Raw genomic sequence first — 15,119 nt, forward strand, 5'->3', positions numbered from 1 at the left:
CCTCACTCGCCCGCGCGCGACTCGGGTTCGGAATCGGCGGACGCCTCGTGCGGCGCCGGCGCCCGCGGGTCGGCGCGCTGCGCGACAGCATCCTGCGCACCCGCGCTGCGGTCCCGTCTGATTGCCGAGCGCACCACGAGCAGCACGATGAGCGCGATCAGCGCGATGAGCAGTAGCCACGGCAGGGCGACGCCAAGGGCGACAAGAGCCGCCGAGAAGAATGCGACCAGCGCGTTCCATCCGGTCATGAGACCCGACCAGAAATCGTCAGGTCGGGTCGGATCCGACTCCGATGGTGCGATCAACGAGAGTCGTATGGTCGAGAGCGACACCTGATCGCTGTAGTACCGCCGCTGCGCCTGCATGCTCTCGAGTTCCGACTGCCGCTGCGACAGCGCGGTCTCCACCTCGATGAGCGTCTTCGTGTCGGTCGTGCGCTCGAGCATCGCGAGCAGCCGGTCGACAGATGCCTCGAGGGCGGTGATGCGCGCGTCGAGATCGCGTGTCACGAGCGTCACGTCTTCGCTCGACAGCGAAACTTCGCGCGCCTCGCCGAGCGATTTGAGGTCGTCGAGCACCGCATCGAGCTTCGAGGCCGGAACCCGAAGGCTCAGTGTCGCGCTCGCCGGTGAGCCGGGCACCGCGGCGCGTTCGGTTCGCGCGTCGATGCGGCCTCCGGCATCCGTGACGATGTCAGTGGCGTCGGATGCCGCGCGGTCGGGGTCTTCGACGACCACTGTCATGGTTCCTGTCGTGATGACCTCGCGGTCGGCCGCGTCGGGTGCCGGTTTCGCCGGCGCGTCGGAGTCTGAACCGGCCTCGCCGCGGCCGTCTTCCCCGACGAAGTCAGGAGCGGAGGGAACCGGGGCCTCCATGTCGGTCGGGGCCACCGTGCCTGACGGCGCTGTGCAGGCTGTCAGGGTGAGCGCTGCGAAGAGCAGCGCCGCTGCAGCAGCGGTTCTTCTCATACCGCCACGGTAGAGGCGCGGTGCGGTGTGCCACCACCCAACGTTCCGGGGCGGCGGTTCGTCGTCACCTGCCGCTCGGGCGCGTCGGACCCCTGCGATACTGTGCGGACATGAGCTTGTTCGCCCACTGGATGCTGCAGCGGAGGGCGCCGCTCCTGCATGTCGCGGGCGATCGCGGCACCGGTCCGCCGGTGATCCTGGTGCACGGCATCGCGTCGTCGTCGGTCACCTTCGAATTCGTCGTGCCCCTCATCGCTGACGACCATCGGGTCATCAGCATCGACTTGCTGGGGTTCGGCGGTTCGCCCGCACCTGCAGACGCCCAGTACACGATCGAGGAGCACGTCGCCTCCCTCGATCGCACGATTCGTGAGCTGCAGTTGGATGAGCCGTTCGTCTTGGTCGGCCACTCGCTCGGCTGCCTCATCGCTGCAAGGTACGCCGCGACGCGGAAGCGGAATGTGTCGCGTCTGGTGCTGGTCGCTCCGCCGATCTACTTGACCCCGGATGCCGTGCCCGACCCGCTCGAGCGGGCAGCGATGGGCGGCTACATGCGTGCGTACGAGTTCCTTCGCACGAACAAGCAGTTCACCATGCGTGCGGCGGCAGCGCTCGGCCGGCTCACGCCGATCAAGAACGTGCTCGAAGTGACTGAGCAGAACTGGACCGCGTTCGTGCGCTCGCTCGAGCACGTGATCGAATCGCAGACCGCAGTGGCCGACATCGCCGCCGTGGATGCACCCATCCATATCGTGTACGGCACGCTCGACCCATTCCTCACGCCCGCCGGGCTCCGTATCGTCGAGCAGATGCGCCATGTCGAGACGCATCGCGTCGACGCGGTCGACCACGTCATCCGAAAGCGCATGGCGCGGGTCGTCGCCACGGCGATCGGCTGATCGCCAGACGCGCCACTCGGGCCGCGATCATCACAGCGGGGAACGGCGTCCGTTCAACTGGGCTGGACCGGCACCGGCTCAGTGTCCGGGATCGGACCGGCATCCCTGCCACGGAGGTCCGGGTGCCAGCGCACGAAGATCACCGGGAAGAGCACCCCGAGCAGGGCGAACGCTGCGCCGACGATGAACGCTCCCTGAGGGCCTTGCGCATCGATCATGAACCCGGCGAACGCAGAGCCGATCGCCGCCCCGATGAGCTGGCCGGTGCCGACCCAGCCGTACGCCTCGGCGGTGTCGCTGAACTTCACGCTCGACGACACGATGGCGAACATCACCGCGAGGGCAGGCGCCATGCCGAAGCCCGAGATGAGCAGCATGACCGCCAGCCACCAGAAGTCGAGAATGAGCGCGGCAAGGGCCACACCGACGAACACCAGCAGCATGCGCCTGGCGAGCGCCCACGGCCCGATGGGCAAGTGCCCGAATGCCAAGCCGCCGAAGACAGAGCCGATCGACCAGATCGCCAGAATGATGCCCGCTTGCGGGCCACCATGGCCGTATACCGCCACCACGCCGGCTTCGACGCCCGCCGCCGAAGCGATGAGCAGGAAGCCGACGATGGTCGAGAGCAGCACGGGCCGTCTCGCGAGCACCTTGCCGATGGCCCGGCGGGCTCGCGGAATCCGCACTCGACCGACGACCGGTGAGGTGAGGAACCAGATCGTGCCGCCGACCAGGAACACCCCCGCGACCAGAATCGCCACAACGGTCGACACCTGCACCGCGATGAACGTGGTGACGACAGGACCGATGACCCAGATGATCTCCTGCGCCGAGGCGTCGAGCGAGAACAGTGGCGTCAGTTGCCTCGAGTTCACCATCTTCGGGTAGATGGTGCGCACCGCGGATTGGATCGGGGGAGTGCTGAGGCCGCCGATGAACCCGACCAGCATGTACGCCGTGACTGGCAGCACCATCAGGGCGATCACGAGATATGAGGCGAGCGAGACCACCATGGTGAGGGCGACGACGGGACGGATGCCCCATCGCCCCATCCAGCGGCTCGTGAGCGGACCCGCGATCGCCTGGCCGACACTCGTCGCGGCCAGCACCAGGCCGGCTGCACCGTACGAGTCGTGCACGCGCTCGACGTGCAGCAGATAGGCGAGCGCGATCATTCCTGCTGGGAAGCGCGCTGTGAGCTGCGAGGCGATCAGCCGGGCCACTCCCGGCGTGCTCAACACTTCGCGATAGCTCACGATTGCTCAGTCTAGAAGCGGAACGCGACACGCCGGAGGGGCAGATTCGCAGACCTCTGAGCCGCGATCCGTCGGCTTCTTCACGCAGGACATCGAGATGTCGGTGGTTCCCCACAGGATGTGGGGAGAAAGGTGGGGGAAACGCGGCGTTTCCTGTTCAGAGGCCTGTGGACAAGCTGTGCATAATCACATAGTTGTAATTACTGCATGTAGTGATGGGCTCAAATGAGAGCCACTACATGTAGTATTGATTACGTCGAGAGGGCCCTATGCGGGCCGGCTCGGAATCACACGAAAACCGGGGGAGATGCTCCGCTACGAGCATCAGCAGGGGCAGGCCGAGAAGGCCCACGCAGACCGCAGAAACGCAGAGTCGTTGAAACAACAAGGGGAGAAACGAATGGCGATCACCGTCTACACCAAGCCGTCGTGCGTGCAGTGCACTGCAACATACCGTGCGCTCGACAGCAAGGGCATCGAGTATGAAGTGCTCGACGTCTCGACCGACGAGCACGCCCTCGAAGCGGTGAAGTCGCTCGGCTACATGCAGGCTCCCGTGGTCATCACCGAAGACGACCACTGGTCAGGCTTCCGCCCCGACAAGATCAACGAGCTGGCCGCTCGCCTGGCATAACGCGAAAAGGGCGCACGAGTTGGCCGAGCTGGTCTACTTCTCAAGCGTCTCAGGCAACACCGAGCGATTCGTCAGGGCACTGGGGCGGGATGCCGTGCGCATCCCCCTCATGCCTTCTGATGAGCCGCTCACGGTGACCGAGCCCTATGTGCTCGTGCTTCCGACCTATGGCGGAGGGCACCAGCGCGGCGCGGTTCCCAAACAGGTGATCAGATTCCTCAACGATGAGCACAACCGGTCACTGATTCGCGGCGTGATCGCCGCCGGCAACACCAACTTCGGAGCAGCCTTCTGCCTTGCCGGTGACATCGTCGCGGCGAAGTGCCATGTGCCGCTTCTGTACCGAGTCGAGTTGTTCGGCACCCCCGACGACATCGACGCAGTCAACGCTGGATTGGATGAATTTTGGAAACAGCAGTTGCAGACCTCCCGGTAGTGTCCGCTCCCGCGAAGGTCGATGGGCTCGACTACCACGCGCTGAACGCGATGCTCAACCTCTACGACATCGACGGCAAGATCCAGTTCGACAAGGACCGGGAGGCGGCGAAGCAGTACTTCCTGCAGCACGTCAACCAGAACACGGTCTTCTTCCACTCGCTCAAGGAGAAGCTCGACTACCTGGTCGAGAACGAGTACTACGAGAAGGCGGTGCTCGACCGCTACTCGTTCGAGTTCATCGAGAAGCTCTATGACTTCGCGTACTCGAAGAAGTTCCGGTTCAAGACCTTCCTCGGCGCGTTCAAGTACTACACCTCGTACACGCTGAAGACCTTCGACGGAAAGCGCTATCTCGAGCGCTTCGAAGACCGCGTCGTCATGACGGCTCTCGGCCTCGCAGAGGGCGACGAGCAGATGGCGCACAACCTCGTCGACGAGATCATCGAGGGCCGCTTCCAGCCGGCCACGCCGACCTTCCTCAACACGGGCAAGGCGCAGCGCGGCGAGCTCGTGAGCTGCTTCCTGCTGCGCATCGAAGACAACATGGAGTCGATCGCCCGCGGCATCAACTCCTCGCTGCAGCTGTCGAAGCGCGGCGGCGGCGTGGCGCTGCTGCTCTCGAACATCCGCGAGGCGGGTGCGCCGATCAAGCAGATCGAGAACCAGTCCAGCGGCATCATCCCCGTCATGAAGCTGCTCGAAGACTCGTTCAGCTACGCGAACCAGCTCGGTGCGCGACAGGGCGCGGGCGCGGTGTACCTCTCGGCGCACCACCCCGACATCCTTCGCTTCCTCGACACGAAGCGCGAGAACGCCGACGAGAAGATCCGCATCAAGACCCTCTCGCTGGGTGTGGTGATCCCCGACATCACGTTCGAGCTGGCGAAGAACAACGAAGACATGTACCTCTTCTCGCCATACGACGTCGAGAAGGTGTACGGCGTGCCCTTCGGCGACATCTCGGTTTCCGAGAAGTACCGCGAGATGGTCGATGATGCGCGCATCAAGAAGACGAAGATCAACGCTCGCGACTTCTTCCAGACGCTCGCCGAGATCCAGTTCGAGTCCGGTTACCCGTACATCATGTTCGAGGACACGGTGAACCGTGCGAACCCGATCAAGGGTCGCATCAACATGTCGAACCTGTGCTCGGAGATCCTGCAGGTCAACTCGCCGACCACGTACAACGTCGACCTGTCCTATGACCAGATCGGCAAGGACATCTCCTGCAACCTCGGCTCGATGAACATCGCGCTGTCGATGGACTCGCCCGACTTCGCCCGCACGGTCGAGACCGCCATCCGCGGACTGACCGCGGTGTCGGACCAGAGCCACATCTCATCGGTGCGGTCGATCGAAGACGGCAATGACAAGTCGCACGCCATCGGGCTCGGCCAGATGAACCTGCACGGCTACCTCGCGCGCGAGCGCATCTTCTACGGTTCGGAAGAGGGCATCGACTTCACGAACATGTACTTCTACACGGTGCTGTTCCACGCGCTGAAGGCGTCGAACACCATCGCGAAGGAACGGGGAGTCGCGTTCGAGGGCTTCGAGGACTCGAAGTATGCCAGCGGCGAGTTCTTCGACAAGTACATCGACCAGGTTTGGGAGCCGGCTACGGAGCGCGTGCGTGAGCTCTTCGCGAACTCGAGCGCGAAGCTTCCCACGCAGGACGACTGGCGTGAACTGAAGGCGTCGATCCAGCAGTACGGCATCTACAACCAGAACCTGCAGGCCGTGCCGCCGACCGGTTCCATCTCGTACATCAACAACTCGACTTCGTCGATCCACCCGATCGCGTCGAAGATCGAGATCCGCAAGGAAGGCAAGATCGGCCGCGTCTACTACCCGGCGCCGTTCATGACGAACGACAACCTGGAGTACTACCAGGACGCGTACGAGATCGGCTACGAGAAGATCATCGACACCTACGCCGCGGCCACGCAGCATGTCGATCAGGGTCTGTCGCTGACGCTGTTCTTCAAGGACACCGCGACCACGCGCGACATCAACAAGGCCCAGATCTACGCCTGGCGCAAGGGCATCAAGACGATCTACTACATCCGCATGCGTCAGATGGCGCTCGAGGGCACCGAGGTGGAGGGCTGCGTCTCCTGCATGCTCTGAGCTGCAGCATCCGACCAGCCCATCACGGCGCATCCGATACGACGTACTGAACCAGACGTACTGAGAACACAGGACAGATCATGACTATGACTGACAAGGTCAACGCGGCGGCCAACGACCCGGCTCACCAGGGCAAGGTGCGGCTGATCAGCCACGTCAACGCGATCAACTGGAACCGCATCCAGGATGACAAGGACCTCGAGGTGTGGGACCGCCTCACGGCGAACTTCTGGCTGCCCGAGAAGGTGCCGCTCTCGAACGACGTGCAGTCGTGGGCGACGCTCAACGAGGCCGAGAAGAAGATGACCATGCGGGTGTTCACCGGGCTGACGCTGCTCGACACCATTCAGGGCACCGTCGGCGCGGTCAGCCTCATTCCCGATGCATTGACCCCTCACGAGGAAGCGGTGTACACCAACATCGCCTTCATGGAGTCGGTGCACGCGAAGAGCTACTCGTCGATCTTCTCGACCCTCGCGTCGACGCCTGAGATCGACGCGGCGTTCCGCTGGTCGCTCGAGAACGATGCGCTGCAGCGCAAGGCGAACATCATCATGGACTACTACCGTGGCGATGACCCGCACAAGCGCAAGGTCGCCTCGACCATCCTCGAGTCGTTCCTGTTCTACTCGGGCTTCTACCTGCCCATGTACTGGTCGGCGCACGCCAAGCTCACGAACACGGCTGACCTCATCCGCCTGATCATCCGTGACGAGGCCGTGCACGGCTACTACGTCGGGTACAAATACCAGCGCGGGCTCGAGCAGGTCGACGAGGCGAAGCGTGAGGAGCTGAAGGACTACACGTTCAGCCTGCTGTACGACCTGTACGAGAACGAGGTCAAGTACACGCAAGACCTGTACGACGAGGTCGGGCTCACCGAAGACGTCAAGAAGTTCCTGCACTACAACGCGAACAAGGCCCTCATGAACCTCGGCTACGAGCCGATGTTCCCGAAGACCGTCACCGACGTGAACCCGGCGATCCTCTCGGCGCTCTCACCGAACGCCGACGAGAACCATGACTTCTTCTCGGGCTCAGGTTCGTCGTACGTCATCGGCAAGGCCGAGAACACCGAAGACGAGGACTGGGACTTCTAGGCGCTTCGGTCTTCCGATGGGCGCGTGCTCGTTCGACAGTGAGAATTCGACGGGGGTGGTGATCGCTGCCCCCGTCGATCAATTTGAGGGGTGGTCAGCGGATGCCTGATATCAAGTTCGACGACGTCTCCTACCACGAGTCGCTGATGCTGTCGCGCTGTGTCGAACTGGCGCGGGAGGCGCTCGAGTACGGTGACGAGCCGTTCGGTTCGGTGCTGACGGATGCCGAAGGCGCAGTGCTTTTCGAAGACCGCAACCGGATCTCGGGCGGCGATCGCACACGGCATCCGGAGTTCGAGATCGCGCGGTGGGCCGCGGCCAATCTGACTCCCGAGCAACGCGCGACAGCCGTCGTCTACACGTCGGGGGAGCACTGCGCGATGTGCAGCGCTGCTCACGCCTGGGTGGGACTCGGCCGCATCGTCTTCGCCACGAGTACCGCCCAGCTTGGCGAGTGGCGAGCGGCCCTCGGCGCTGCGCCCCCACCCGTCGCGGCGCTGCCGATCAGCGCGGTCGCACCTGGTGTGCCGACGACCGGCCCGGCCGCGGCATTCGCCGACGAGGTGCGCGCGCTGCACGAGGCGTACGCCCGCTAGTCCCACAGTCATCGCCGCGAGATCGACGCGGCGATAACTGGTGTCAGAGTCGGTACAGCTGAGGGCGTCTGTCTCCCAGCGCATCGTTGTAGTCGCTGATTCGGCGGTCGCGATCGATCGCGATCTCGGCGTCGATGCAGTCGTCCGACACCCGTTCGCCCGCTGGCCACCCGTCGGCCCCGATCACGGTGCTGCCCCGGGTCCAATCGTTTCCCCGCTCGACCCCGCTGCGGTCGCAGCACGCGATTGCGACTCGAGACGAGCGAGCTGACGCCATTGCTTGGATCACTTCGGGAGGGTGCTCGCCGTTTGGGCGAGGTACCGGTGGCCAGTTGGTGGGCACGGCGATGATGTCGGCGCCCTGCAATGCCAGCATCCGGGGCAACTCCGGGAACTCCATGTCGTAGCAGATCAGGATGCCGAGCCTCCCGAAAGCTGTGTCGACGACCGGTGGTGGCGCACTGCCGGGCGTAAAGGACTCGTGCTCTACACCCCAGAGGTGCGTCTTGCGATAGACCGTCAATACTCCGCCGCCGTTCACTACGGCCGCGGAGTTGTAGATCGTCTCGCCGTCTGATTCGGCGAAACCGACGACCACGGTCATCTTCCCTGCTGCTGCACTCCAGCGCGCGAACGCAGGGTCATGCGCAGTCATCGCGACAGAGTGCACTTCTTCGGCATCTCGCAAGTAGTAGCCGCTCGTCGCAAGCTCCGGGAGCACAAGCAAGTCGACATCGGCCGCGCTAGCTCTGGCGATGGCCTCATCGATTATCGCCAGATTGGACCGAAGGTCGCCCACCCGAGGGGCGAGTTCATGGCAACGAACGCGCACGTTCGGCAAAACGTCGGCGGTCATCGGTCTACCGACGCCGGCTCGCGCAGGCGTTGCAGACGCATCGCGGCGGTCGCGCTGTGCGCGGCCATCCCTTCTGAATCCGAAATAGTTCGCACCGCGGGCGCGAGCAAGTGCGTCGCCTCGGGCGAGATGCGCTGGTACGTCAAAGGCTTCAGGAAACGCGACACGGAAAGACCCGCGCTGTGCTTCGCGCCGCCGGCGGTGGGAAGCACGTGGTTCGTGCCGGCCATTCCCTTGTCGGAGTATGCAACCGTGCTCCATGGCCCGAGGAAGATCGAGCCATAGTTCGAGAGACGGTCGTGGTACCAGTCGTCGTCCGAGGTGTGCACCTCGAGGTGCTCGGGAGCAAGGTCATCCATCAGCGTGGCAGCGATCTCACGGTTGTTCGCGATAGTGACGGATCCGTAGTCGCGCCACGCAGCTCCGGCGATATCAGCGGTAGCGAGTGTGGACAACTGCCGGTCGATCTCGGCGATGACTTCGCGACCGAGTGACTCAGAGGTCGTTATGAGGGCTGCCGGCGAGTTCGGCCCGTGCTCGGCCTGCCCCAGCAGGTCAGCCGCCACGAGTGCCGCATCGGCAGTCTCGTCTGCGATCACGGCGACTTCTGATGGGCCAGCCAGGAGGTCGATCGCGACCGTGCCGAAAAGCTGTCGCTTCGCCTCAGCCACATATGCGTTGCCCGCGCCGACCAGCATGTCGACTGGGAGATCACCCAGCAGGCCGAACGCCATTGCGGCGAGCGCCTGTACACCTCCCAAGACGAACACTCGATCGACGCCTGAAAGGTGAGCGGCGTAGAGCACCGCGTCGTTGGCGGAGCCGTCCGGTTGTGGCGGGGTGCACGCGATCACGGTCGGAACACCGGCCGTCTTCGCCACGCCAACGGTCATGAACGCGCTGGCGGTCAGAGGAAAGCGGCCAGCTGGCAGGTAGGCACCGACGCGCTTGACTGGTATGTATCTCGCGCCCGCGAACAAGCCCGGGGCGAGTTCTGTCTCGAAATCGGTCAGAGCGCTGCGCTGCTGAGCAGCGAAGTCGCGCGTGCGCTGCGAGCCGAGCTCAATCGCCTCGCGAAGATCAGACGGGAGCCGGCTTCCACTGGACGCGATGATCTCGGGTTCCAGTTCGACGTCCCGGGAGGTCCAACGGTCCAGTTCTGCGGCATAGCGGAGCACGGCGTCGAAGCCTTGACGTTCGATGGTGCTCAGCATTTCCGAGACCTTGGCGATGACGGCCGGATCGCGCTGGGCTGCCGGCGCGCTGACGCGAGGCGTCTTCAGGTGGACGAAGGACCCCTGGAGGGCCTGCAGGACGGCGGGTGTGTAGCGCATTCCGTGAGTCTAGGTACCGCGGAGACCTCGTACAAGACCAGCACAACCTTGGAATCTCATAGGATCAGCCTATGACAATCGCCCAGCTTCGCGCCTTCTTCCTAGCTGCTCGTCTCGGCTCGTTCACCGCGGCGGCGCGCGAATTGGGCGCAACGCAGCCAACGATCTCCGAACTCGTGCGGAAGCTCGAGACGGAGCAGGGTCTCATGCTGTTCGCCCGAGGCGGTCGACGTCTGGTGTTGACCCCGGCCGGAGAGCAACTCTTGCCGTGGGCCCAGCGCGTCGTCGATGGGGTGGACGGCGCGCACGAGTCGCTGCTTGCGCTCCGCGGGCTCACAGGCGGAGTCGCCTCGCTCGGCGTGCTCCGAAACGCTGCGTACTACTTCCTCGCTGACCTCGCGGAACGCTTCCACCGTGACTATCCCGGCGTGCGCACGAGGCTCATCGGCCAGAACTCCTTCGAAGTCGCCGAAGGCGTTCGCTCGGGTGAGCTCGAGGCCGGATTGGTGGTGCTCCCGATCAACGATGATGGGCTCGACGTCACGCCGCTGCTTCGCGACGAGGTGCTGTGGGTCAGTGCTGACAAGAGTCGGTGTGCAGCGCCCATGTCGATGGAGCGGATCGCGGAACGCGAGTTGATCTTGTACGACGCTCACTACGGGTGGAACGATCCCACCCGACGCCAGTTGGCGGAGCGTGCGCAGCTTCACGGACTCCGGCTCGATCCTCTGATTGAAGTCGAGAACGTTGAATCGGCACTCGGGCTGGTGGCCCGGGGGATCGGCGACACCATCGTCTCCAAAGCAGTTACTCTCGGTGCCGCCTTTCCCTCCGATGAAGTGCACACGGCCCCGATGGAAGAGCCGCTCTACGACACCATTGCCCTCGTCAAGCGAGCCAATGCCACGCTGTCGCCCGTGACCGAAGAGCTTGTCCGTCTCGCAACGTCGATGCTCTTGGCTCCCCATCAAGCCGGAGAGGCGGTCAGTCCCTGACCACACCTCGGAACGGCATAGGTAAACCCACTGGCAACCATAGGAATGCATCGGCTTGTGCCTACCAGTACGAGTCGAATACGGTCGGGCATTCAGAGCCGCTCGCTTGAGCGGCTGACCAGACACACCGCGTGCCGCAACGAAGAAGTGTGCCGCGATTGTCCACCGCAGGAGCGAGATGAACGAGAAGATGCCGTCGGTTGAGCAAGTGGCTCCGGTCACTGCCGCGATCGAAACCCGATCCATCGACTGGGTACCGATGAGCGAGCGCACTGGAAAGCCGTGGTCGCTGTTCCCGCTGTGGTTCATGTCGAATGCGAACGTTACGACGCTCGCGACTGGAATGCTCGGGGCGGCTCTCGGTGCCACACTGCTCTCGTCCGTGACGGCGATCATCCTGGGCGTCGCTGTTGGCACAATCTTCACGGCGTTCCACTCGGCGCAGGGGCCGCAGTTGGGTCTCCCGCAGATGATTCAATCCCGAGCGCAGTTCGGCTACCGGGGCGTGATCTTCATCTGCGCGATCGTGGTGTTCAGCCTCGTCGGCTTCAACATGTTCAACCAGATGCTTGGAGCGGAAGCTCTCACCATGACCACTGGGGTCGAGGCTGACGGCCTGTGGTACTTCCTCATCAGCGGCGTGGCGCTCGTGCTCGCGATCTTCGGATATCACTGGATCCATACGACCCAGAAGTGGCTCACGCTGCTCTTCCTCCTGACGTTTGGAGTGTTCACCGTAGCCGCGCTGGCTACCTTCCGTCTCGACGCAGCCCAGCTCTCCTTCGAGGGGTCGAACCTCACCGGCTTCCTCGTGCAGTTTGGTGGCGCGGCGGCCTATGCGCTCGGCTGGGCCCCATACGTCTCGGACTACTCGCGCTACCTGCCTGCGGACACCAAGCCTGCACGTGCTGTGTTCTACACCTACGGCGGGGTATTCGTCGGGGCGACATGGCTCATGGGGCTCGGCGCGTTCATCGCCGCACTCTTCACCAACTCGGCGCCGCTCGAAGGCGTCCGCGATGCCGCAGACGCGATCCTGCCGGGAGCTGGCTACTGGCTTCTGCTCGCGGCGCTGCCGGCGCTGATCGCTGTCATCACCGTGAACATCTATGCCGCGGCTCTCGAGCTGATCACCATTGTCGATTCCGTACGACCACTGAAGCCGACCCGAAGGGCACGCGTGGTGGCAAGCAGTGTGATCGCGGCCTCGGCCTTCATCGGGTCGCTCCTGAGTACGGGCGAGTTCCTCGACAACTTCGGCAGCTTCCTCGTGATCTTGCTCTATGTGCTCGTGCCGTGGACCTCGGTCAACCTCGTCGACTACTTCTTCGTGAGGAAGGGGCACTACTCGATCCGCGACATCTTCACCCCGGCGGGTCTCTACGGCAGTTGGGGATGGCGTGCGCTCGTGGCGTATGCGATCGGCATCGTGGCCATGGTGCCCTTCGTCGTCACCACTTGGTATGTAGGGCCCATCGCCGAGGCGCTCGGAGGGGCAGACCTGGCGCTATTCGTTGGGCTCGCAGCATCCGCGGTGGCCTACATCGTTCTTGCTCGCTCCTTGGACCTCGCCCGTGAGCGCGCCGTCATCGCGGAGCAGGCGGAGACGGGCGAGCCGGTTGCGATGGTGGACCCAGCGGGCTGACCCAGGCGCAGAGTAGCGGTCGGTGCGGGCTGTCCGCACCGACCGCTACCGGTTGCCAGTCGAGACCGCGACGTCGCGGGCCCTTGTCGTCAGCGCTCGTCGCTTCGTACGCGGGTGGCCACGGGGATGACCTCGATCGAGGCGTCGGCGCCGACCACCACAAGCACGTGCTCGCCGACGACGCCTTCCAGGGCCGCCACGAGCTGGGTTGCGTCGGCGAGGATGCCGGGTTCGGGTGAGTCGAGCCGGTTCCAGACCGTGACGCCGGCTCCGGTTGCTGCTCGGATGGCCTCGACCTCGCCGCGCGATGCCCCCGCCGTGACCAGCGTGACGTGGCCGATGGCGCGGCTCACTGGGATCTCTTCCGAGACCGCGGGCCGCGTTCGCCGCCAGACTGTGAAGTGATGTCCGGCGACGAGTCCGGTCGCGAGCAGCAGACCGAACGGCGCGCGGATGCGGTCCAGCAGATTGGCGGGCACCGCTGAGTCGAAGAAGAACTCGAAGATCCGGAAGCCGATCACCAACAGCGCGATGAGCGCGACCACTGCGCTGATGCCGAAGATGACGATCAAGTACACGCGGCGACCGGGTGTCGCAGGATCTGCGCCTCGCCAGAAGAACCACCATGTGGGAGCCCCGACGACGAGCGAGCTGATTCCGCCGAGCAACAGCGTGCGGGTGTCGCTGCCCGCGAGCACCGGGGTCAGCGCACCCAGGGTGGCGTTGACGACCACGCCGATTCCGGATGCCGCGAATGCCAGCGCGACGCCTGAGGCGATGAGCGCCGCGGTGTGCCGCGCAGCCGACGATCGACTTGCCAGGGCTGCTTGGTGATAGACCCAGAGCAGAGCGCCGATGAGGACCGCCGCAATGGCCGGCCCGAGTGGTTCGAGCAACACTCGCAGTGGATCGGTGTGATCGAACGCGAGCCTCAGCAGCACGAACAAGACGAGCGCAGCGCCGCCAAGGGCCAGCACTCCGGCGACGAGAACCCCGAGGGCGATGACGGCGACGTCTGAGAAGGTCGTGCGGAGACGCTCGGCACCCGCGCGTCGCCAATGCCACCACCAGATGACGACGCCGCCCGCCGCCCAGATCGCCGACTGCAGCACCGGGCGCCACCACGGGTCACCGACGGTCATGGCCGACGACCCGAGGATCACCTGGTCGAACAGGCCGCCGAGGGCAGCGATGCCTGCCCCGATCGCGATGCTCAGGCCGAAGGCGAAGCCGATCACGTCGGCGACCCCTGCCAGCCGCGTCGGGCCCTTGAGGGGGTGACGCAGCATCCAACGGTGCCAGCCCCACACCAGCGCCCACACGAGTCCCGTGGCGAACCGTTCACCGCGCCAATCCCCGCTGAGCGACGAGGCCGCGGCATCGAGCAGCGCGGTCGATGAGGTGATCAGGGCGACGGTGGACATGCCCGCGAGGTACAGCCCCCACGCGACCGATGAACGCTCTTGCGGCTCGGCCAGGCGCTTCCACGTGAACACCCAAAGGAGCACAGCGAGCGGGCCGGCGATCAGCGTGAAGGCGAGTGACAGCGCGAGCCCGGAGGGATCGCCGCCCGCGATGACGTCGCGTTCGCCGAGTAGTCGAGCGAGCAGGCCGCTCAGACCGATCGCGGCGGTGGTCACCAGGGCGAACAGCAGGATGTAGACGATGATCCGGCGAACGGTGCCCTGCACCCGACCGGTCACTGAAGCCGGAGCGTACGGCTCAGTCGTGGCCATCAGCGCACCTCCGACCCTGGGCACGCCATGAGTTGCCAGGGGGCCGAGTCGATCAGCCACTCGCCGTCGACCTTCGTCAAGTCGAACACCTCGTCGACCTCGTACTCAGACGGGCCGAACGGGCCGCTCTCGAACGAGGTCACGATCGAGACTTTGACATCGGCTGTCGAACCGCGCTCAGTCGTGGAGACGAGCCTCACGCGGATGCCGTCGGTCGGCGGTTCGCCCCCGAAGTCATCGCAGCGCTCCAGCGCGCTCTCGGTCAAGTACATCGCCGCCTCGGCCTCATCGCCTGAGATGGCGGCAGCGGAGTATCGCTGCACCACGCCCTCGGGTGTCGAAGCGTCGAGATCTTGCGGCTCGCCGCGGGTGAAGACCACGATGAGAGCAATCAGCACGAGCGCTCCGATGATCGACAGCACGATCATCAAGCTGCGGTCTCGCTTCGGCGCCTCGGGCTTCGAGGCATCCTGATCACTAGATCGGGATCCTGAGGAATCGTCTGAAGCGGCTGTGCTCATGGTCACAT

14 protein-coding genes are annotated in these 15,119 nt (G+C 64.6%); 8 read left to right on the top strand and 6 right to left on the bottom strand.

All coding sequences use genetic code 11. The features are described 5' to 3' along the window. Positions 1–2 precede the first annotated feature (2 nt). Positions 3–968 carry a DUF4349 domain-containing protein gene (locus ABV606_RS09040; RefSeq protein ID WP_353987442.1) on the bottom strand — a complete coding sequence of 322 codons (966 nt, stop codon included), beginning with the start codon at positions 966–968 and terminating at the stop codon, positions 3–5. 110 nt (positions 969–1,078) lie between these two features. On the opposite strand from ABV606_RS09040, the gene ABV606_RS09045 reads away from it, so the two are divergent. Next, positions 1,079–1,867 carry an alpha/beta fold hydrolase gene (locus tag ABV606_RS09045; protein WP_353987443.1) on the top strand — a complete coding sequence of 263 codons (789 nt, stop codon included), beginning with the start codon at positions 1,079–1,081 and terminating at the stop codon, positions 1,865–1,867. 53 nt (positions 1,868–1,920) lie between these two features. Here ABV606_RS09045 and ABV606_RS09050 read toward each other — a convergent pair whose 3' ends face one another. Continuing rightward, entirely contained in the window at positions 1,921–3,129 is a 1,209-nt protein-coding gene (locus ABV606_RS09050; RefSeq protein WP_353988806.1) for an MFS transporter, read from the bottom strand. 397 nt (positions 3,130–3,526) lie between these two features. Between ABV606_RS09050 and nrdH the strand changes: the two genes are divergently transcribed. From nrdH to ABV606_RS09075, 5 genes are all read left to right on the top strand, one after another. Beyond that, entirely contained in the window at positions 3,527–3,760 is a 234-nt protein-coding gene (nrdH, locus tag ABV606_RS09055) for a glutaredoxin-like protein NrdH (RefSeq protein WP_281489374.1), read from the top strand. Positions 3,761–3,779: 19 nt separating this feature from the next. Then, positions 3,780–4,196, top strand: coding sequence for a class Ib ribonucleoside-diphosphate reductase assembly flavoprotein NrdI (gene nrdI, locus ABV606_RS09060; RefSeq protein WP_281489373.1), 417 nt, complete (start codon positions 3,780–3,782; stop codon positions 4,194–4,196). Further along, positions 4,166–6,328, top strand: coding sequence for a class 1b ribonucleoside-diphosphate reductase subunit alpha (gene nrdE, locus ABV606_RS09065; protein ID WP_422785390.1), 2,163 nt, complete (start codon positions 4,166–4,168; stop codon positions 6,326–6,328). Before nrdI ends, nrdE begins: the two co-directional genes overlap by 31 nt. An 86-nt stretch (positions 6,329–6,414) precedes the next feature. Continuing rightward, complete coding sequence (nrdF, locus tag ABV606_RS09070) at positions 6,415–7,428, top strand: class 1b ribonucleoside-diphosphate reductase subunit beta (protein ID WP_281489387.1); 1,014 nt, start codon at positions 6,415–6,417, stop codon at positions 7,426–7,428. Between the two features lie 101 nt (positions 7,429–7,529). Beyond that, positions 7,530–8,024, top strand: coding sequence for a nucleoside deaminase (locus tag ABV606_RS09075; protein ID WP_353987444.1), 495 nt, complete (start codon positions 7,530–7,532; stop codon positions 8,022–8,024). A gap of 43 nt (positions 8,025–8,067) precedes the next feature. Here ABV606_RS09075 and ABV606_RS09080 read toward each other — a convergent pair whose 3' ends face one another. Both ABV606_RS09080 and hisD read right to left on the bottom strand, forming a co-directional pair. Continuing rightward, complete coding sequence (locus tag ABV606_RS09080) at positions 8,068–8,880, bottom strand: nitrilase-related carbon-nitrogen hydrolase (RefSeq protein ID WP_353987445.1); 813 nt, start codon at positions 8,878–8,880, stop codon at positions 8,068–8,070. Then, on the bottom strand, positions 8,877–10,214 hold the full coding sequence (gene hisD / locus ABV606_RS09085; RefSeq protein WP_353987446.1) for a histidinol dehydrogenase: 1,338 nt from the start codon (positions 10,212–10,214) through the stop codon (positions 8,877–8,879). Before hisD ends, ABV606_RS09080 begins: the two co-directional genes overlap by 4 nt. A 71-nt stretch (positions 10,215–10,285) precedes the next feature. Between hisD and ABV606_RS09090 the strand changes: the two genes are divergently transcribed. Together ABV606_RS09090 and ABV606_RS09095 are read left to right on the top strand one after the other, a co-directional pair. After that, entirely contained in the window at positions 10,286–11,209 is a 924-nt protein-coding gene (locus ABV606_RS09090; protein WP_281489368.1) for a LysR family transcriptional regulator, read from the top strand. Between the two features lie 178 nt (positions 11,210–11,387). Next, on the top strand, positions 11,388–12,854 hold the full coding sequence (locus ABV606_RS09095; RefSeq protein ID WP_353987447.1) for a purine-cytosine permease family protein: 1,467 nt from the start codon (positions 11,388–11,390) through the stop codon (positions 12,852–12,854). 89 nt (positions 12,855–12,943) lie between these two features. On the opposite strand, the gene ABV606_RS09100 is transcribed toward ABV606_RS09095, so the two are convergent. Beyond that, a complete protein-coding gene (locus ABV606_RS09100) occupies positions 12,944–14,590 on the bottom strand; it encodes a DUF5671 domain-containing protein (protein ID WP_353987448.1) in 1,647 nt (548 codons plus the stop codon). After that, a complete protein-coding gene (locus ABV606_RS09105; RefSeq protein ID WP_353987449.1) occupies positions 14,590–15,111 on the bottom strand; it encodes a hypothetical protein in 522 nt (173 codons plus the stop codon). Before ABV606_RS09105 ends, ABV606_RS09100 begins: the two co-directional genes overlap by 1 nt. Positions 15,112–15,119 lie beyond the last annotated feature (8 nt).

The organism is Ruicaihuangia caeni, from assembly GCF_040536845.1.
Taxonomy (GTDB): Bacteria; Actinomycetota; Actinomycetes; order Actinomycetales; family Microbacteriaceae; genus Ruicaihuangia; species Ruicaihuangia caeni.